Below are 18598 nucleotides of genomic sequence, written 5' to 3'. Positions count from 1 at the left end.
AGACAAGCAGTGAATGAACTGCTTGTCTCTTTTTGATGTAAATCACTCGGAAAATTTAGAATGTTTTACCGTATTCAGTTGCTTTGGTCATGGCAGTATTTAAAAGTTCTTCCGCGCGATCAGGGAAATGATCGATTCCTTCGATGAATAATCCGTCGACTTGCTCAACACCAATAAAGTTTAGAATCGCTTTAATGTATTGAGAAGCAAAATCTTTTCCTTCGTAGAAGCCGCCATTTGATTGGATGTGTAAGGCTTTTTTACCACTTGTTAGAGGTTTTGGTCCTTCTGCAGTATATTGGAATGTTTTTCCAGCAACGTTGATTGTATCTACCCAAGCTTTTAAGCGTGTCGGTACGTTTAAGTTCCACATTGGATTAGCAATTACTACTTTGTCGGCAGATAAAAATTGATCAGTTAATTCATTAAAACGAGCCACTTTTTGTTGTTGGTTTTCGCTTAATGTTTCAAATGCTGCGCCAGCGCGAAGTGCACCCCAAGCAGATAATAATTCTTCATCGATTTCCGGCATGTTTGTTTCTGGTGCATAAACATCTAAAATTTCGATTTCGTCTGATGGATTTGTTTCACGGTATGAAGCTAAAAATGTTTCTAACGCACGAACTGAGCGTGATTCTTCTTTTGTTAATGGATGTGCTTTAACAACTAATAATTTTGACATTGTGTAATCTCCTTAAAATAAATAGTTTAAAAATTCAACATCTCTATTTTACTAATAAAAAGTAAGAGAAAGCAAGTCTTTTTTTTACTTTTAGTAAACTTTTTTTTAAAATGGATCAACAGAGTAAAAAATAAATAAAAATATTTTTTTGGAAAGGCTTGCATATTAAAAAAAAGCATGCTATTATTACTTTGTAAATAAGGATTGTTACTGCTTTGCAGGCAAAACCAGAGTCTTCCATTAACACAATCAGTGGAGGGATTCTGGGCTTTTTTTATAAAAAAGTGAGGTTGCATTCATCATGAGGATTGAAAAAGTTTTAAATAATAATGTCGTGCTTTCAAGAAATGAGCAAGGCGAAGAAATTGTTTATATGGGACGCGGCTTAGCCTTTCAAAAGAAGATTGGAGACACGATCAATCCAGATTATGTTGAAAAGGAATTCGTGTTAAAGGACTCCGCTATGGCAGGGCAATTCCAGCAGCTGTTTGAAGACGTCCCCACCAAAGAAGTAGAAGTCGTCAAACAAATCGTTGATTTAGCAGAAACAACGCTAGCGATTGAGCTTTCATCAAATATTTATTTAACTTTAACGGATCATATTCACTATGCGTTACTTCGAGCCAAAGAAGGAATTGATATTCCGAATCCTCTTGTATTCGAAACACGCAAATTTTATCCTAAAGAATTTGAAATCGCAAAGCAAGCATTAGCGATTATTGCTGAAAAGCTAGGGGTTCAATTTTCAGAAAATGAAGCGGGCTTCATTGCTTTTCATATTGTGAATGCTGAACAAGGAAATGGCAATATGGAAGTTACCATGGAAGCAACCAAGATGGTTCGTGATATTTTAACGATTATTAGTCGCTACTTTGGACAGGTGTTTGATGAAGATTCATTGAACTATCAACGAATTGTTACACATCTTCAATATTTTGCGCAACGTTATTTAAAACAAGAAGCGCATGATGAGGAGGACGAATTTCTTTTTGCTTTGGTCCAAGGAAAGTATCCTAAGGCGTTTCAAGCGGTCCAACGTATTAATGAGTATTTATTAAAAAGCTATGATCGACCAATTGATCAAGCGGAAATGATTTATTTAACCATTCATATCCAAAGAGTGGTCAATGATAAAAAAGCATAACAACCAATAATCGCGGATTGTTACTGATAATGCAGGCAAAACCTAGATTGAAAAAACCGATAACGATTTTCGCAGACTGCGCAGCTGTGAAGAGAAGGATCTGGCTCTTTTTCAATGTAGGTTTTTTTGATATTAAAAATTAATGGAAATGAGGATCTAGAGATGAGTAAAAATCAAGAAATTGCAGCACGTGTGTTAAAAGCTGTTGGGGGCGAAGGCAACGTTAATAGTGTTGTTCACTGTGCTACACGCTTACGTTTTAAATTAAAAGATGAAAATAAAGCAGATACAGCTGCATTGAATGCTGACCCAGATGTTATTCAGGTAGTTCAAAGTGCAGGACAATATCAAGTGGTTATTGGCAGTCACGTTAGTGATGTCTATAAGGATTTGATGGCTAACAGTGGACTAGGTAATGATTCTGATAATAGAGAAAAAGAAAGTGGCGGAAATATCTTTAACCGTTTAATTGATATTATTTCTTCTATTTTTACACCGTTTTTAGGTGCAATGGCCGGCGCTGGGGTTCTAAAAGGCTTCTTAACATTGGCTGTAACTATGGGCTGGTTAGCTGACACTTCAGGCGTATATCTTGTTCTCTTTTCGATTGCAGATGGTTTATTTACTTTCTTACCAATTATGTTAGCGTTTACGGCTGCTAAAAAATTCAATACTAATCCCTTTTTAGCGGTTGCTTTGGCGATGGCCTTGGTTCATCCCAGCATTACTGCTTTAGCAGGCAAAACAATTAGCTTTGCTGGTCTTCCAGTGATTATTGGGCCAAGTGGCTATACTTCTTCGGTTTTACCAATTATTTTGGCTGTTTTTGCACAAAGTTATGTAGAACGTTTCTTCAAAAAAGTAATTCCGAGTTTTCTACAAATTATCTGCGTTCCGTTAGCTGTTTTCCTTATTATGGCACCTGTTACCTTCTTAGCTATTGGTCCTATCGGGACGGTCATCGGCGATTGGTTGGGACAAGGATACAACGCAATTTACGCTTTTAGTCCAATTATCGCAGGGTTATTAATGGGTTCGTTGTGGCAAGTCTTGGTAATGTTTGGTATGCATTGGGGCTTTGTACCAATTATGATGTTAAACTTAACACAAGGTGGCGATACGATGGTACCGATGTTATTACCAGCCGTTATTGCACAAGGCGGGGCTGCTTTAGCTGTCTTTTTCCTAACAAAAAATGTGAAACTAAAAGGTTTGGCTTTGTCTTCAAGTATTACGACTATTTTTGGAATTACTGAACCAACTGTATATGGCGTGACTTTACCATTGAAAAAACCATTTATTGCAGCTTGTATTGGTGGCGGTATCGGTGGTGCATTTGTGGCTATGAATCACGTGAAAAACTTTACGTTTGGCTTGGTTAGTATGTTGAGCTTGCCTGGCTTTATTCCTGCAGAGACAAAAGATACTGCACCGATGATTACTGGTGCAATTGGTGCCGGAATTGCCTTTATCATTGCGTTTGTCTTAACGTTTGTCTTACGTTTTGAAGATCAACCTAATCCAGAAACAGCAACTGAAAAAACAGAAACTGATAAGATGGTGGCACCTGTAAAAACGAATCAAGAAGATAAAATTATTTTAGCAAGTCCACTTCAAGGTGAAATTTTACCGCTAGAAAAAGTACAAGACCCTGTTTTTGCTTCAGGTGCTTTAGGAAAAGGTGTTGCAATTGAGCCGACTGAAGGCAAACTGTATGCACCCGCAGATGGTGAAATCACCACATTATTTCCGACAGGACATGCTGTTGGCTTGACGACAACAGAGGGCGTTGAATTATTAATGCATATTGGCATGGATACGGTCGAATTAGATGGTAAAGGCTTTGAATTATCAGTGAAACAAGGTGATTCTGTTAAAAAAGGAGATTTGCTGGTTACTTTTGATATTGCTGCCATTAAAGAAGCTGGTTATCCAGTAGTTACACCGATTGTGGTAACGAATACGAATGATTATTTAGATGTTTTGGATATGAACCAAACAGACGTGTTACATGGTGAAGACTTTTTAGCCATTATTAAATAAAAGACAATTGGAGGAGGAACAAGTATGACAACAACGACAAAATTTCCAAAAGGATTTTTATGGGGCGGTGCGACCGCAGCCAATCAATTAGAAGGGGCTTACTTAGCCGATGGTAAAGGGTTATCTGTGGCAGATGCGATGCCTGGAGGAAAACAACGTTTCGCTATTTTAGGAGATGAAGCGTTTGATTGGACGATTGACGAAACGAAATATCGCTACCCTAATCATACAGGAATTGATCACTATGATCGTTTTAAAGAGGACATTGCGTTGTTTGCTAAAATGGGCTTCAAATGTTATCGGTTTTCAATTGCGTGGTCGCGTATTTTTCCACAAGGAGATGAAACACAACCGAATGAAGCCGGCTTGAAATTTTATGATGCGGTTATCGATGAATGTTTAAGCTATAACATTGAACCAGTAATTACGATTTCTCATTATGAAATGCCACTGCATTTAGCGAAAGAATACGGCGGGTGGAAAAATCGTCAATTAGTTGACTTTTATGAACGTTTTGCGGAAACTGTTTTAACACGTTACCACCAAAAAGTTAACTATTGGATGACATTCAATGAAATTAATTCAGCTTTCCATTTCCCAGCACTTAGTCAAGGATTGGTGAAAAGCAATGGAGCCAATGATTATCAAAACATTTTCCAAGCATGGCATAATCAATTTGTTGCAAGTAGTAAAGCTGTAAAAATTGGCCATGAATTAAATCCAGAATTACAAATTGGATGTATGATTATTTATGCAACAACGTATGGCATTGATTCGAATCCAGTCAATCAAGTTGCTACAATGATTGAAAACCAAGAGTTTAATTATTATTGTACAGATGTTCAAGTTCGTGGTGAATATCCAGCATACGCAGAACGCATGTATCAAAAATATGCTGTGAAAGACTTAGTTATTGAAGAAGGAGATTTAGAATTATTAAAAGAATACCCAGTGGATTACATTGGCTTTAGTTATTATATGTCGACTGCTGTCGATGTTACTGGTACTACCAACGATACAGCAAATGGGAATCTTTTAGGCGGCGTTAAAAATCCCTTCTTAGAAGCAAGTGAATGGGGTTGGCAAATTGATCCCGAAGGCTTACGAATTGCCCTAAATGAATTATATAATCGTTATCAAAAACCTTTATTTATTGTGGAAAACGGCTTAGGTGCAATTGATAAAGTAGACGAAAATTTCTATGTGGAAGACGACTATCGGATTGATTATTTACGTCGTCATATTGAAGCAATGGCAGAAGCAGTTGCAGACGGCGTCGATTTAATGGGCTATACGCCGTGGGGCTGTATCGATTTAGTCAGTGCTTCCACAGGTGAAATGAGTAAACGGTATGGGTTTATTTACGTTGATTTAAACGATGAAGGAAATGGTACTAAAAACCGTTATGAAAAAAAATCGTTTAATTGGTACAAACAAGTTATTGAAACTAATGGACAAAACTTAGACTAGTTATTGTAATTAAACAAAACAAGATAAGCGTAGTAGGTTGTTGCTTCTGTTCCCGCCGTTTATTAATTTTTAAGCTTGGGCCAAAAATCCAAAGTGATTTTTGGCCCAAGCTCTTTTTGTCAATTTTTCAAAATAGTGCACAATACGTTATAATAGAAACAACTGAGAGGAGCGTTTCTAATGATTAAGCAATTACAACATCCATTTTTTGTTATTATGGGTCCTAGTGGTTCTGGCAAGACCGCAATTACAAGTAAGGTTTTTCCGAAAAACTATAAAGTTATCTCGCATACTACGAGGAAAAAACGATTGGATGAAGTGGATGGTGTGGATTACTATTTTGAAACAAAAGCAAGTTTTCAAACCTTGATTGAAACCAATCAGTTAGTGGAGTATGATTTTTACCATGGAAACTATTACGGTGTCGGTGTAGCTGCCATCGTTGAAACAACGAAAGAGCATCCAGCCTATAATGCGTTAACTTTTCCAGGCTTTCAAGCGGTCTTTGAGCGTTTCGGCGAGTCCGTCATTCCAGTTTTTTTTGACGTTTCAAAAGAAAATATTTATCAACGTTTAAAACAACGAGAATCTGATCCTAAAATTATTGAAGAACGTTTAAACCTTTATGATCAAGAAATTCTTATCAAAAACCAATTGGAACAATATCCTAATTATCAACGAATAGATGCCAATGGACCTATAAAAGAGGTCGCTGGCTTGTTACAAGAATGCATCAAACACTATTATTAATCAAGCAACTGGTGAGACAGAATCTAACATCAATTTTGTCTTGCTAGGTGCTTGATTTTTTTTGTAAAAAACTTGCATTCTGAATAGAGAGTGCTATAATGACATGGTGTCATATGACAATGTGTCATAAAAGGGAGGAACACAAATATGCCTACGAATACGTTTTTTCATTTGCCAGAAGAAAAGCAACAACGCTTATTAGATGCTGCGCAAATTGAATTTTCACGCCATTCTTTACAAGAAGCGTCAATTGCAAATATTGTTAAATTAGCGGAAATTCCTCGCGGTAGCTTTTATCAATATTTTGAGAACAAAGAAGATTTGTATTTTTATTACTTTGCGACATTAAGAAAAAATAGTGAACGAGATTTAGAGAAACAAATTATTGCAGAAAATGGTGATTTAATCGAAGCCATGGATGTCTATTTCTCCAAAATGATTGTCGAAGTGCTAACTGGAGAGAATGCTTCTTTCTATCGGAATTTATTTGTCAACATGGACTATCGTGCTTCACGTCGGGTGACGGATAATTTAGCGACTGGAGAAGAGGAAAAAAATAGGAAACAGCACTGTCATAAGCATAGAGGAAGAAAAGGGCATGCTGCCTATGCAGAACATCTTTATCAAATAATCGATCGTTCGAAATTAACCATTGAAACGCCAAAAGAATTCACATGGTTCATGCAGACGGCGATGCATGCCGTTTTCTCAACAATTGTTGATGGGTATCGTCAACAAAGAGAAAATACTGCCTATGATTCAACTGAAGCAGTCAAACAATTAAAAATGAAATTAAATTGGTTGAAAAATGGCGCTTATAAGTAGCAAAAAGGAGGAGAAGTTAGTTGATTAAACTAGTCAAACGGATGTCGTTATGGTCGGTCTTTGCAGCGGTTGTATTTATGATCGTACAAATTATCGCAGATTTATATCTGCCCACATTAACATCTAATATCATTAATGACGGTGTCGCTAAAGGAGATATTAACTATATTTGGAGTACAGGAGTTGTCATGTTAGGCTTTTCTTTGATTAGCATTGTCGCTTCTATTGGAAATACCTTTTTTGCCACCAAAGAATCACAAAGTTTAGGTAAAAAATTACGGACTGATATTTATCGAAAAGTTGAAAATTTTTCTAATAATGAATTTGACAAATTTGGGACAGCTTCGCTAATTACACGAACAACCAATGATGTCAATCAGATTCAAATGGTTATGCAAATGTTTTTACGTTTAATGATTAACGCACCTTTAACGTTAATTGGTGCAAGTTTTATGGCGTATAACAAGGACCCACAATTAACGAAAATTTTTCTATATGTTTTACCAATTATGGCTGTTTTAGTGGGAGGTATCATGTTTTTAGCGGTTCCGTTATTTAAGAGCATGCAAAAGAAAACCGACCGTTTAAATTTAGTTTTTCGTGAAGGACTGACAGGAGTTCGTGTGATTCGGGCCTTTGGCAAAGCAAACTATGAAGAACAACGTTTTGATGAAGCCAATAAGGATTATACACAAACGGCGATTAAAGTGAATACGATTGTCGCTTTGATGATTCCTTTAATGACACTCATTATGAGTGGTACCAATATTGCAATCACCTGGTTTGGCGGTCATTATATTGCGGAAATGCAACTAGAAGTAGGGAACTTAATCGCCTTTATGACTTATGCCATGCAAATTCTGATGAGTTTCATGATGCTATCCATGATTTTTGTCATGGTACCGCGGGCGCAAGCTTCTGCTGATCGGATTAATGAGGTGCTAAATACTGATTCAGAAATCAAAGATGTACCCAATCCAGAACTACTCTCTCTAAAAGGCGACAAAGCAACATTGGCGTTTGAACATGTTAATTATCGTTACCAGCATGCTGAAAACTTAGCACTGGAAGATATAGATTTTTCAGCAAAATCTGGGGAGACGGTCGCAATTATTGGTGGGACAGGTTCTGGGAAAACAACGCTGGTTAATCTTTTACCACGTTTTTATGATGTTGAATCTGGCAAGATTTTACTAAATGGTAAAAACATTAAAGAAACGTCACAGCATAATTTACGAGAAATGATTGGCTTTGTACCGCAAAAGGCTGTTTTATTTACAGGAACGATTCGTGAAAATATGCAATACGGCGCCCCAAATGCGACCGATGAAGAAATTTGGCAAGCTTTAGAAATTGCGCAGGCGAAGGCGTTTGTTTCAGAATTGGCAGAAGGTTTGGATAGTCATGTCGAACAAGGCGGCGGTAATTTTTCTGGCGGACAACGCCAGCGGTTGGCTATTGCTCGTGCTTTAGTAAAACCAGCAGATGTCTATGTTTTTGATGATTCCTTTTCTGCATTGGACTTCAAAACAGATGCTAATTTAAGAAAAGCCTTAAAAGAGCAGATGACGGATGCAATTGTTGTTTTAGTGGCCCAACGTGTAAGTACGGTTATGGAAGCATCGACAATTTTAGTATTAGACGAAGGGAAATTAGTTGGTAAAGGAACGCATGAAGAGTTATTAGCGAACAACCAAACGTATCAAGAAATTGTACATTCTCAATTGAGAGAGGAGGACCTTGCATGAGTAGTCGACCAAAAGGCGGACCAATGGGCGGTGGACCAGGACGCAACATTGGCGCAAAAGGGCCAAAACCAAAAAATTTCTGGAAAACAGTGAAACGTTTATTTCGGTACATGTCTAAACGAATGCTGTCAATTATTGCTGTCTTAGTATTAGCAATCGCAGCCGTCGTTTTCCAAATTCAAACACCAAAAGTATTAGGACAGGCAACAACTGAAATTTTTAAAGGCGTCATGAAAGGCGCTGCTGAAATGAAACAAGGCTTAAAAATAACATCTTTTCCAATTGATTTTGACAAAATCGGTCAAATTTTATTAATTGTTATTGCCATGTATCTTATTTCTGCTGTCTTTAATTTCTTGCAGCAAGTAATTATGACACGTGTTTCACAGCGAACAGTTTATGAATTACGTCAAGAATTAGAAGCGAAAATGAACAAAGTTCCAATTTCCTATTATGATACTCATAGTAATGGGGACATCATGTCACGGGCAATTAACGACATGGATAATATTGCGAGTACTTTACAACAAAACTTAACCCAATTAATTACCAGTATCGTGACATTTGTGGGTGTACTTTGGATGATGCTGACCATTAGCTGGCAGTTAACACTAATTGCCTTAGCAACAGTGCCATTAAGTTTAATTGTTGTGATGGTTGTGGCGCCTCGCTCGCAAAAACATTTTGCGGCTCAACAAAAAAGCTTAGGATTATTGAATAACCAAGTCGAAGAAACCTACGGTGGTCACGTAGTAGTAAAAAGTTTCAACCACGAAGAAAGTGATCAAGAAGTATTTGAAAAAGAAAATGAAAAATTATACCATGCTGGTCGCAAAGCACAATTTATTTCAGCGATCATTATGCCTTTAATGAACTTTATCAAAAATCTAGGCTATGTGTTTGTTGCAGTCCTTGGTGGCGTAAAAGTAGCGAATGGTATGATGGATTTAGGGGATGTCCAAGCATTTCTTCAATATACCAATCAATTTTCACAACCGATTACTCAAATCGCTAATTTAATGAATACAATCCAAGCTACGGTGGCTTCGGCAGAACGTGTCTTTGAAGTATTAGATGAAGAAGAAATGGTGGATGAACCTTCTGGCGTACCAGTGGAAACAGATAGTCCTTATCGTGTTTCTTTTGAACATGTTGCTTTTGGCTATTCACCAGAGAAATTATTAATGAAAGATTTCAATTTAAATGTTAAACCTGGGGAAATGGTCGCAATCGTGGGCCCAACAGGTGCTGGGAAAACAACCCTAATTAACTTATTGGAACGCTTCTATGATATTAGTAGCGGCAGCATCAAATATGATGGCGTAGATACGCGCGATTTATCTCGCGAAGAGTTGCGAGCACACTTTTCAATGGTTCTTCAAGATACTTGGTTGTTCACTGGAAGTATCTATGACAATATTCATTATGGTAATGAGCAAGCGAGCGAAGAAGAAGTGATCCGTGCGGCGAAAGCAGCCCATGTGGATGATTTTGTCAGAAAATTACCAGAAGGCTATCAAACGATTCTAAATGAAGAAGCCAGCAATATTTCTCAAGGTCAACGACAATTAATTACAATTGCACGAGCATTCTTAGCAAATCCAGACGTTTTAATTTTGGATGAAGCCACCTCAAGTGTGGACACTCGAACAGAAATACTGATTCAAGCAGCAATGAATCGTTTATTGGAAAATCGGACCAGCTTTGTAGTTGCTCATCGCTTGTCGACTATCCGTGATGCTGATACGATTATCGTTATGGCAGAAGGTTCAATTGTGGAAACAGGAACCCACGATGAATTAATGGCAAAAAATGGTTTTTATGCTGATTTATATAACAGTCAGTTTTCAGAAGAAGTAGCCTAAAAGGCGAAGCAAAAAAATAGTAATTCATGATAAGGCTTCAGGAACCATAGTCGTAAAGACTGGTTCCTGAAGCCTTATTTTTTTGACAAAAAGTTAGCGAAATTGAAAAATTTCTATTTTCTTTTGAGAAAAACAGGATATTACTTGATGAAATAGCAAGAGATGTATAAAATGGGAGAGAAGAAAATGGAGGTAACAAAAAAAATGACTGAATTTCAATTAGAAAAAGCTGCGACATTAAAAACAATTGCCATTCGTGCGAAAAAAGTTGGCGAAATGGTCGACTTTTATAAAAAAGTAATGGGTTTTGTTTTAAAGTCAGAAGAAAATAACCTGTCTATCTGGGGTACACGTGAAGCAGGAACGCAATTATTAATTTTAGAAGAAACTAGAAAAGCCGAAGATTTTCATAATGAAGAAAAGCAAATGGCTTATTTTTCAATTAAAGTTCCTACGGAAAAAGAATTTTTACAAATTGCTCAACGAGTGCTTGAGCAAGACTACCCAATTGATGAAAGTTTCCAAATTGGCACACGACAAAGCATGTTCATTACTGATCTTGAAGGCAATCAATTTGAGATTTTTCACGATGAAGCAACAGCAAATTCGACTTCTGAAAAGCAACCAATTGTGCTTAAAGATCTTATCAGTGAGGACTTAGAGCCACATCAAGGGTTAGCCGCTGGGTCATATTTAGCGCATGTGCAATTAAAAACAAACAATCAAAAAGAAATAAAAGCATACTATGAGGAAGTTCTGGGTTTAAAACGCAATGAAAAAGATCAATTTGTTTTAGAAGATGGCAAAGCAACTATTGGATTCCAAAAACCTGAAACAAGTGAAGTGGATCAATTACCTGATCCACACTTAGGTTTAGATTTCTTTACCATTAAGCTCTCTGATCAAGACCATATTTTAGCAATGGAGCAACAATTAACGGCAAAAAATCAAGAGTTCTTTATTGACCAGAAAAAAGCGATTGTCACTGTGTTTGATCCAATTGGCTTGGAATGGTGGTTTGTCTTAAAATAAACGCTCAGACAGACAAAATAAGCTTGTTTTAGCAAGTCTGGAATAAAGTCGGAATAAAAGTTTAACGCTACTTTTGTTCGGGACTTATTCTAGACTTTTCCTTTAATATTAAAAATAGAAGGTGAAAAAATGTACGAAAAAACAAAGTGGAAAATTCAAAAAATGATGAAAAAAGGTGTTTTTTCGGGGGCTAGTTTTTGTTTCATTGAAGGTGAAAAAGAGGAGAGCAATTGTTGGGGACTCGCACAAGTAAAACCCACCAAAGAACAATTAACCTCGGCCATGCTGTTTGATGTGGCTTCTTTAACCAAAGTAGTCGGCACCACCACCGTTATTTTACAATTAGTGGAAGAAGGAAAAATTATTCTAGATCAATCATTACAAACCTATTATCCCTCTTTTCAAGATCCTAATATTACAATCCGGCATTTGTTGACACATACGGCAGATTTACAAGGCTATATTCCTAATCGTGATCAGCTGAATGCTCAAGAATTAAAAGACGCCTACAATCATTCATTTCACGCAGGCAAAGCAATAGGTAAAAAAGTCGTCTATACAGATGCAGGGACTATTTTATTAGGCTTTATGTTAGAAGAAATGTTCCAACAATCAATGATAGAAATTTTATCTGAGCGAGTATTGCTTCCTTTAGGGATGAACGAAAGTACGTTTCTACCAAAGAATCCTTTAAACTGTGTGCCAACAGAATTACATGAACAACGAGGGTTGATTCGAGGTGCAACCCATGATCCTAAGGCATTTGTTTTACGGGAACATGCAGGGAATGCTGGCTTGTTTAGCAATGTCTATGATTTAACAAAATTTGTTCGAATGTATTTAAATCGAGGCAGTTATCACAATCTCCAATTCTTAAAAAAAGAGACGATTGATTTGTTACTAGTTAACCAAGTGCCAGCTGCAGATAAACCACGTTCTCTAGGCTGGGATTTTAAATATGATGTAGCTACGCAACGGCCATTATTATTCCATACAGGCTATACAGGCACTTTTTTGCTAATTGATGTGCAACAACAATCAGCGTTTATCTTTTTATCTAATCGAGTCCATCCAGAGGACCACCGGAACACTTATATCGAAGAAAGAGATCAGTTGTTGGCAACCTATTTAAAAGAGAAATCATCAGTTTCAGATGAAATGACTAGTTTTTAGTGATATAATGAGAGCGAATTCAATTTGGGAGGTCACAGTCAATGCAAGAACCATTATTTTTACAACCTGTTTTTCAAGAAAAAATTTGGGGCGGCAATCGTCTACACACGCTATTTGGTTTCGATTTACCGAGCGATAAAATTGGTGAAGATTGGGCAATCAGTGCACATCCACATGGCGTTAGTACTGTTTTAAATGGCGAATTTAAAGGAAAAAAATTAGATGAATTGTGGGCAGACCATCAAGAGTTATTCGGCCATGCAGGTGGCGCTGTCTTTCCATTATTAACGAAAATTTTAGATGCTGAAGATGATTTATCCGTGCAAGTTCATCCCGATGATGCATATGGCCAAAAACATGAAGGCGAGCTAGGCAAAACTGAATGTTGGTACATTATTGATGCAGAACCTGGCGCTGAAATCATTTATGGACATCACGCGAAAACAAAAGAAGAACTAGCTGAAATGATTGAAGAAGGTCGTTGGGACGATCTTTTAAGAAAAGTACCAGTGAAAAAAGGCGATTTTTATTATGTACCAAGTGGCACTATTCATGCCATCGGCTCGGGTATTTTAATTTTAGAAACGCAACAAAGCAGTGATACTACGTATCGGGTTTATGATTATGATCGAACAGATGATCAAGGAAAGACCCGGGAATTGCATATTCAACAATCCATTGATGTGACAACCGTTCCGGCAAAGGATCCTGACCTCTCTATTCAACAAGAAAATCAAGGACAATCAAGCATTGTTACTTATGTAAAAACAGATTTCTTTAATGTTTATGAGTGGCGTGTCAGTGGGATTCTAAAAGTTAAAAAACAAGCACCTTATACATTAGCAACAGTTATTGAAGGTGTGGGTCGATTGATTACAGAAGATGCTACAAAAGCAGATGTGGCTACTTTTGATTTGAAAAAAGGCGATAGCTTTATCTTTCCAACAGATATTCCGAGCTGGCGTTTTGAAGGTGATTTAACGATTATAGCTTCAGAACCTGGCAGTCGCTAAAAAAATGAGGAGATCATCAACAGATGATTTCCTCATTTTTTGGCATTAAAACAGTTTATTTTGTTATAAAGGAACGTTTAGGTAAGGCAGCGATAACAGCTGTGACGATGATGACTGATAGCAGACGATCCCCGTAATCTGTTATCAATTGAACCAACAGGACGCTTGCTAACTGATTTAAGCCTAAACCATATAAAAATTGGACAATTATGCTGGAGCCAGCAGAAGTAATTCCACCAAATAAACAAACTGTGATTAAGGAAGAAATCACTGTTCCTGGTATCGTTAACCACAACGTTTTAAATGGTAATTTGGTTACTTTTAACTGCTGATGAAGGAGCAAACCTGCTAAAATTCCTGTGCAGAGTTGGACAGGTGAATAATACAGAGAAAAGATATCCGTTGTCAATCCAGTTAGTAGACTTGTTAAAATACCTGTCAGTGCGCCAAAGAGTGGGCCTAATAACGCACCTGTAAAAATAGTTCCCGCACTATCAAGATAAATTGGTAAACGAAGGAGTAACGCAATGGTACTGCCAAGGTAATTTAAAGCAACACTAAAAGCGATAATTGTAATGATTCGTGGTGTTATTTTTTTCATGGTTGTCCCATCCTTAAATTTTTGAAATCTCTTTCGATCTCATCTATTTGTACATTTAAAAGAATGGATAGAAACTTCACGAAAAACTGTTGACTATCAACCGTAGTCAAGACATGACAATTAGCTGGTTGCTGCTGGAAATGATACTGATCGATCATTGATTGCCCCATAGCAATGCCGTCAGGAACAATTTGTCCGTAACTGGAAAAGCCTTGGCAGAGCGTAGGATCAATAAAATAAGCAACCGCTAAGGGATCGTTGATAACACACCCTAAAATACGTTCATATTTCCAATGAAAATCAAAATAAAATTGAGTAATCTCAGCGAGGTAATTCCCCATTTTGGGGTTGAGTCGTTGACAATAATTGAGAATTGTTGGTGTAAAAACAATTTCTCGTGTGACATCTAAGCCGACCATCTCGATTTTTGCACCTAATTCCTCAAAAACCCAAGCTGCTGCATCAGGATCACACCAATAATTAAATTCTGCAACAGGAGAGCAATTGCCGTGGCTTTTAAAGGTACCACCCATTGAGACAAAACGTTGAAGATTTCGCCCCAGAAGAGGTTCTTTTTTTAAAGCCAAAGCAATATTTGTTAAAGGACCAAGGGCAATGATTGAGCAATCGGTAGCTTGTTGAAAGGTTTGTGCTAAATAGTCAGCAGCGGAAAGCGCTTGTGCTTGGATTTTGCTAGTTCTGGGGAAATATGTTTCACCCAAACCATCCATGCCATGTGTATCTTGTGCACTAACAAATGGCCGTTTTAAAGGGCTAGCAGCCCCTTGGTAGACAGGAATATCTAAGCGATTAACTTTTTCCAAACATTTAAAAACATTTTCCACGCCAATCTCCACAGGGACATTTCCACAAACAACTGTAATCGCTTGGACATCTAGCTCTGGTGAAGCAAGTGCGTACAAGAGAGCAAGCGTGTCATCAATTCCGGGATCACAATCAATAATTACTTTTTGCATTTTTTCCAATCCTCCTTTTTCGTTAACTGCAAATGATAACTCTTGTTAAAAAAGCTATGACTTGAGTTAGTATTGAGAGATACTTAGTTTTTTATTCTGGGAAGTTTCCGAACCAGTCCGAGAAATTCTCGATTTTAAATGCACCTCTTTATCTTACTATATTTTGTAAAGATGTAAATAGTTGTCGGAGAAATGAAAAAGAATCTAGTCCTATATGTAGGAACTAGATTCTTCTTTTATTTATAAAGCGTTTCAGGAATAGCGATCGGTTCACCATATTTTTTCTCTAAAGCGGTCCGAATTAACCGAATCCCTAGATTTTTGTTGCGTGCTAAGATTGGACCGTGGAAGTAGGAGCCAAACACATTTTTATAGACAACGCCTTCGCCATTATCTTGACCGTTATTGCCTTTGCCTTGTTTGACTGTTCCTAAAGGTCGTTCCCCTTCGCCTAAAAAAGTCATGCCGTTATGATTCTCAAAACCATAATACGTTTCATCGAATTCTTCATTATAAATTTCGATATCACCAATGAAACGATTGTTGTCTTGGCTCAAAGTGTAATGATCTAATGCACCGATTCCTTTAATTTTTTCGCCTTGTGCGCCGACATAGTAATGTCCTAGAAGTTGATAACCACCACAGATAGCTAACAAGACGCCGTCATTTTCAATATAAGAAGTCAAAGCTTCTTTTTTATTCTGAATGTCTTCTGAGATGATCAGTTGCTCGAAGTCTTGACCGCCACCAACAAAGACTAAATCATATTTTTCGGGATCAAACGGTTCGTAGATACTGATAATTTCTGATCGGAAGGTAACGCCCATTTTTTCGGTTAAATATTTAAGCATCAATAAATTTCCGTTATCTCCGTAAGTATTTAATAAGTTGCCATATAAATGACAAACGACTAATTCTTTAGACACCATTCATTCCCCCTTGAATATACCCTTGGGCTGTTAATGATTTTCTTAATTGCAAAACAGCAGTATAGGTTGCCAAAATATAGACATGATCTGTCGGCAACGTTTTAATTTCTGAAATTACTTGCTCTAAATCAGCAATTTCTAGTAATTTTTCTTCAGGAATACCCGCAACTTTTAAACGCAAGGCCATATCTTCATGGCGATCACCGCCAGCAATTACTTTTGGAATGTCCATATCAGCAAAGGCTTCATGATTACCATCCCAAATCCAACTGACATCAATTCCATCTGCATAATTGGCATTTAATAATGAAACCAGCGAGAAAGAGTAAGGGGCTAAGCCCATCATATCAATGACCTGATTTAAACCAACGGGATTTTTTACTAAAACTAACGTACATTCTTTATCGCCAACTTTAATGGTTTCTTGACGCCCAAAAACTTTTTCATCATAAGCTAAGCCTGCTCGGATTTTATCTGGTGCCACCTGATAATATTCTGCTACCGCTGTGGCCGCTAGCGCATTATAAACATTATACATCCCACCAACAGCAATGCCGTATTCTTCGCCATCAATCACAAAATCAGCAGATGTATTATCCATCCGGACCATTTCCGTTAACTGCACATCCAATTCAGGGCGTTTGAAGCCACAATTTGGGCAATAGTAATCACCTAAATTAGCATACGTAATCATTTTATAATGAAGAATATGATTACATTTTGGACATAAAACCCCATCTGTATTGTAATGAGCCAATTGCTCTTTCGGTGGTAAATGATTAAATCCATAGTATTTGCGAGGATTTACAGTTTCTTTTGAATTAAAAATTGGCGAATCACCGTTGCACAAAATAGTTGCTTCAGGAGCAGCGGCGGCGCCTTCCATAATTAAGCGATACGTCGTATAAATTTCACCATAGCGATCCATTTGGTCGCGGAAAATATTCGTAAAAACAAATAATTTTGGTTGAATATATTTAGTGACGCGGCTTAAACTTGCTTCATCAATTTCTAACACCGCAAATTTCTTTTGTCCTTTTTTCGCCTTGGCATTTAAAAAAGTAGAGACAATTCCTTGCTCCATGTTAGCACCAGTTGGATTTGTTAATACCTCATCAAATTCTTGGCGTAAAATGTTAACAGTTAAAGCAGTTGTCAATGTTTTGCCGTTCGTTCCAGTGACTACGACAATTTCATAGTCTTTTGCCAATGTATCTAAAATTTTAGGATCGATTTTTAGGGCTAATTTCCCTGGGTAGCTACTGCCGCCTTTAAAAAATGTTTGTAAAACCCATTGCGAAGTTTTTCCTGCAGCAATTGCTAAATGACTTCGAATCCCCATTTGTTGTCCCCCAATTTCTATATCTTTAATTTTTCGTTATTTTAAATTAAACTCAATCTATCATACCATAACTAAAATAAAAAATTAATTCCTTTTACTTTTTCTTACTATTATTTAAAAAGTCTTTTAGAAAAAGTAGAATAGTGAAGGAAAAAAGAGAATAGACGACTTGTCTTAACAACAAATCGTCCATCGATTTCCATTTTTATTTCGCATCAATATAACTGTATAGCGTATATTTAGAAATATTGAAGAAGTTAGAAACTTTGTCTCCAGATTTAGTGACTAAGAAGGCGCCTTTATTGTTTAAAAATTGAATACACTTGATTTTATCGTCCTTCGTCATTAATGGGACCGGCTTGCCAACTAATTTGACTGATTCATGAATTAAATCGTCTAACAACTCATTAACATCCTGAGGAATGTAATCAGGGTCTTTATCTTCTTCAGGTTCTGCAGTGGAAATCAAAGATTTTAAGTTTGACTCTGCAGCAATCAATGTAGTGATGTCGTAGTTAATAGCAAAAATACCATCGAGTTGACCATTCTCATCTTTAAAATACATTGTACTAGATTTTAAAATACGACCATCATGGGTGCGGGTCAGATAGTTAATATGATCATTCAACTCACTAGGGTCTTTTTTTAAGGCTTCTAAGACTACTTGAGAAGGTCCATCGCCCAGATGACGAGAAGAGACATGACCATTTTCAATGGAAACAATAGAATTGTTAATATTGTCTTCATTGATTTGGTGGATAACGACTTCGCAGTTTTCCCCAAATTGACCAGCTAAACCTTTAGCAATTTGTGTTAAAAAAGTAAGTTTTTCGTCGGATAACATAAATAAGCTCCTTTCTAATGTGCCTGGCACAAACAGTTTTTATAAGATTGTGTCAAATTTAACATAATATTTTTAAATGGAATAGGCAGGGCTAAATCCTTTAATGTCGCGTACTACCTGTTCTGAAAAATAATGATAGCATGATAAAAATAATAATACA

The 18598-nt window shown here is 37.0% G+C and carries 16 protein-coding genes and 1 riboswitch; of the genes, 10 read left to right on the top strand and 6 right to left on the bottom strand.

The window, feature by feature from the left end:
* Window positions 1-55: 55 nt before the first annotated feature.
* Window positions 56-682 (bottom strand): FMN-dependent NADH-azoreductase, encoded by a 627-nt coding sequence (locus tag IGL42_RS10080; protein ID WP_002356569.1) that lies wholly within the window; start codon window positions 680-682, stop codon window positions 56-58.
* A gap of 301 nt (window positions 683-983) precedes the next feature.
* On the opposite strand from IGL42_RS10080, the gene licT reads away from it, so the two are divergent.
* The 10 genes from licT to manA all read left to right on the top strand — a co-directional run bounded on the left by licT (window position 984) and on the right by manA (window position 13745).
* On the top strand, window positions 984-1826 hold the full coding sequence (licT, locus tag IGL42_RS10075) for a BglG family transcription antiterminator LicT (protein WP_002359608.1): 843 nt from the start codon (window positions 984-986) through the stop codon (window positions 1824-1826).
* Window positions 1827-1988: 162 nt separating this feature from the next.
* A complete protein-coding gene (locus IGL42_RS10070) occupies window positions 1989-3869 on the top strand; it encodes a beta-glucoside-specific PTS transporter subunit IIABC (RefSeq protein ID WP_002359609.1) in 1881 nt (626 codons plus the stop codon).
* Window positions 3870-3893: 24 nt separating this feature from the next.
* Complete coding sequence (locus IGL42_RS10065) at window positions 3894-5339, top strand: glycoside hydrolase family 1 protein (RefSeq protein WP_010710642.1); 1446 nt, start codon at window positions 3894-3896, stop codon at window positions 5337-5339.
* 180 nt (window positions 5340-5519) lie between these two features.
* Window positions 5520-6089 carry a guanylate kinase gene (locus IGL42_RS10060; RefSeq protein WP_002367148.1) on the top strand — a complete coding sequence of 190 codons (570 nt, stop codon included), beginning with the start codon at window positions 5520-5522 and terminating at the stop codon, window positions 6087-6089.
* Between the two features lie 147 nt (window positions 6090-6236).
* Window positions 6237-6914, top strand: a complete 678-nt coding sequence (locus IGL42_RS10055; RefSeq protein ID WP_002367146.1) for a TetR/AcrR family transcriptional regulator — start codon at window positions 6237-6239, stop codon at window positions 6912-6914.
* 20 nt (window positions 6915-6934) lie between these two features.
* Window positions 6935-8662 carry an ABC transporter ATP-binding protein gene (locus IGL42_RS10050; RefSeq protein WP_010710641.1) on the top strand — a complete coding sequence of 576 codons (1728 nt, stop codon included), beginning with the start codon at window positions 6935-6937 and terminating at the stop codon, window positions 8660-8662.
* A complete protein-coding gene (locus IGL42_RS10045; protein ID WP_002362258.1) occupies window positions 8659-10527 on the top strand; it encodes an ABC transporter ATP-binding protein in 1869 nt (622 codons plus the stop codon). Before IGL42_RS10050 ends, IGL42_RS10045 begins: the two co-directional genes overlap by 4 nt.
* Window positions 10528-10689: 162 nt before the next feature.
* Window positions 10690-11559 (top strand): VOC family protein, encoded by an 870-nt coding sequence (locus IGL42_RS10040; protein ID WP_025191864.1) that lies wholly within the window; start codon window positions 10690-10692, stop codon window positions 11557-11559.
* Between the two features lie 129 nt (window positions 11560-11688).
* Window positions 11689-12732, top strand: coding sequence for a serine hydrolase domain-containing protein (locus tag IGL42_RS10035; RefSeq protein ID WP_010710639.1), 1044 nt, complete (start codon window positions 11689-11691; stop codon window positions 12730-12732).
* A 41-nt stretch (window positions 12733-12773) separates the two neighbouring features.
* A complete protein-coding gene (gene manA, locus IGL42_RS10030; protein WP_002359619.1) occupies window positions 12774-13745 on the top strand; it encodes a mannose-6-phosphate isomerase, class I in 972 nt (323 codons plus the stop codon).
* 55 nt (window positions 13746-13800) lie between these two features.
* On the opposite strand, the gene IGL42_RS10025 is transcribed toward manA, so the two are convergent.
* The 5 genes from IGL42_RS10025 to IGL42_RS10005 all read right to left on the bottom strand — a co-directional run bounded on the left by IGL42_RS10025 (window position 13801) and on the right by IGL42_RS10005 (window position 18438).
* Window positions 13801-14346, bottom strand: coding sequence for an ECF transporter S component (locus IGL42_RS10025; RefSeq protein ID WP_002359620.1), 546 nt, complete (start codon window positions 14344-14346; stop codon window positions 13801-13803).
* A complete protein-coding gene (locus IGL42_RS10020) occupies window positions 14343-15323 on the bottom strand; it encodes a nucleoside hydrolase (protein WP_002372239.1) in 981 nt (326 codons plus the stop codon). Before IGL42_RS10020 ends, IGL42_RS10025 begins: the two co-directional genes overlap by 4 nt.
* A 77-nt stretch (window positions 15324-15400) precedes the next feature.
* A riboswitch (PreQ1 riboswitch) is annotated at window positions 15401-15445 on the bottom strand.
* 114 nt (window positions 15446-15559) lie between these two features.
* Window positions 15560-16252, bottom strand: coding sequence for a type 1 glutamine amidotransferase (locus IGL42_RS10015; RefSeq protein WP_002356583.1), 693 nt, complete (start codon window positions 16250-16252; stop codon window positions 15560-15562).
* Complete coding sequence (locus IGL42_RS10010) at window positions 16242-17594, bottom strand: Mur ligase family protein (protein ID WP_002356584.1); 1353 nt, start codon at window positions 17592-17594, stop codon at window positions 16242-16244. The genes IGL42_RS10015 and IGL42_RS10010 overlap by 11 nt, the downstream gene beginning before the upstream one ends.
* Window positions 17595-17799: 205 nt before the next feature.
* The gene (locus tag IGL42_RS10005; RefSeq protein ID WP_002381503.1) at window positions 17800-18438 is read right to left on the bottom strand and encodes a helix-turn-helix transcriptional regulator; all 639 of its coding nucleotides are present in this window, start codon (window positions 18436-18438) and stop codon (window positions 17800-17802) included.
* Window positions 18439-18598 lie beyond the last annotated feature (160 nt).

The organism is Enterococcus sp. DIV0712 (genome assembly GCF_050554855.1).
Classification (GTDB): Bacteria; Bacillota; Bacilli; order Lactobacillales; family Enterococcaceae; genus Enterococcus; species Enterococcus faecalis.
Note: the sequence above shows the minus strand (reverse complement) of the source record. Positions and strands in the feature narration are given on the sequence as shown.

What these genes read in the sequence shown, in the direction of transcription:
- IGL42_RS10055 (WP_002367146.1), top strand. Translation starts at nt 6,237, where the DNA reads ATGCCTACGAATACGTTTTTTCATTTGCCAGAAGAAAAGCAACAACGC.
- IGL42_RS10065 (WP_010710642.1), top strand. Translation starts at nt 3,894, where the DNA reads ATGACAACAACGACAAAATTTCCAAAAGGATTTTTATGGGGCGGTGCG.
- IGL42_RS10005 (WP_002381503.1), bottom strand. Translation starts at nt 18,438, where the DNA reads ATGTTATCCGACGAAAAACTTACTTTTTTAACACAAATTGCTAAAGGT.
- IGL42_RS10015 (WP_002356583.1), bottom strand. Translation starts at nt 16,252, where the DNA reads ATGGTGTCTAAAGAATTAGTCGTTTGTCATTTATATGGCAACTTATTA.
- IGL42_RS10060 (WP_002367148.1), top strand. Translation starts at nt 5,520, where the DNA reads ATGATTAAGCAATTACAACATCCATTTTTTGTTATTATGGGTCCTAGT.
- IGL42_RS10040 (WP_025191864.1), top strand. Translation starts at nt 10,690, where the DNA reads ATGTATAAAATGGGAGAGAAGAAAATGGAGGTAACAAAAAAAATGACT.
- IGL42_RS10045 (WP_002362258.1), top strand. Translation starts at nt 8,659, where the DNA reads ATGAGTAGTCGACCAAAAGGCGGACCAATGGGCGGTGGACCAGGACGC.
- licT (WP_002359608.1), top strand. Translation starts at nt 984, where the DNA reads ATGAGGATTGAAAAAGTTTTAAATAATAATGTCGTGCTTTCAAGAAAT.
- manA (WP_002359619.1), top strand. Translation starts at nt 12,774, where the DNA reads ATGCAAGAACCATTATTTTTACAACCTGTTTTTCAAGAAAAAATTTGG.
- IGL42_RS10025 (WP_002359620.1), bottom strand. Translation starts at nt 14,346, where the DNA reads ATGAAAAAAATAACACCACGAATCATTACAATTATCGCTTTTAGTGTT.
- IGL42_RS10010 (WP_002356584.1), bottom strand. Translation starts at nt 17,594, where the DNA reads ATGGGGATTCGAAGTCATTTAGCAATTGCTGCAGGAAAAACTTCGCAA.
- IGL42_RS10070 (WP_002359609.1), top strand. Translation starts at nt 1,989, where the DNA reads ATGAGTAAAAATCAAGAAATTGCAGCACGTGTGTTAAAAGCTGTTGGG.
- IGL42_RS10080 (WP_002356569.1), bottom strand. Translation starts at nt 682, where the DNA reads ATGTCAAAATTATTAGTTGTTAAAGCACATCCATTAACAAAAGAAGAA.
- IGL42_RS10020 (WP_002372239.1), bottom strand. Translation starts at nt 15,323, where the DNA reads ATGCAAAAAGTAATTATTGATTGTGATCCCGGAATTGATGACACGCTT.
- IGL42_RS10035 (WP_010710639.1), top strand. Translation starts at nt 11,689, where the DNA reads ATGTACGAAAAAACAAAGTGGAAAATTCAAAAAATGATGAAAAAAGGT.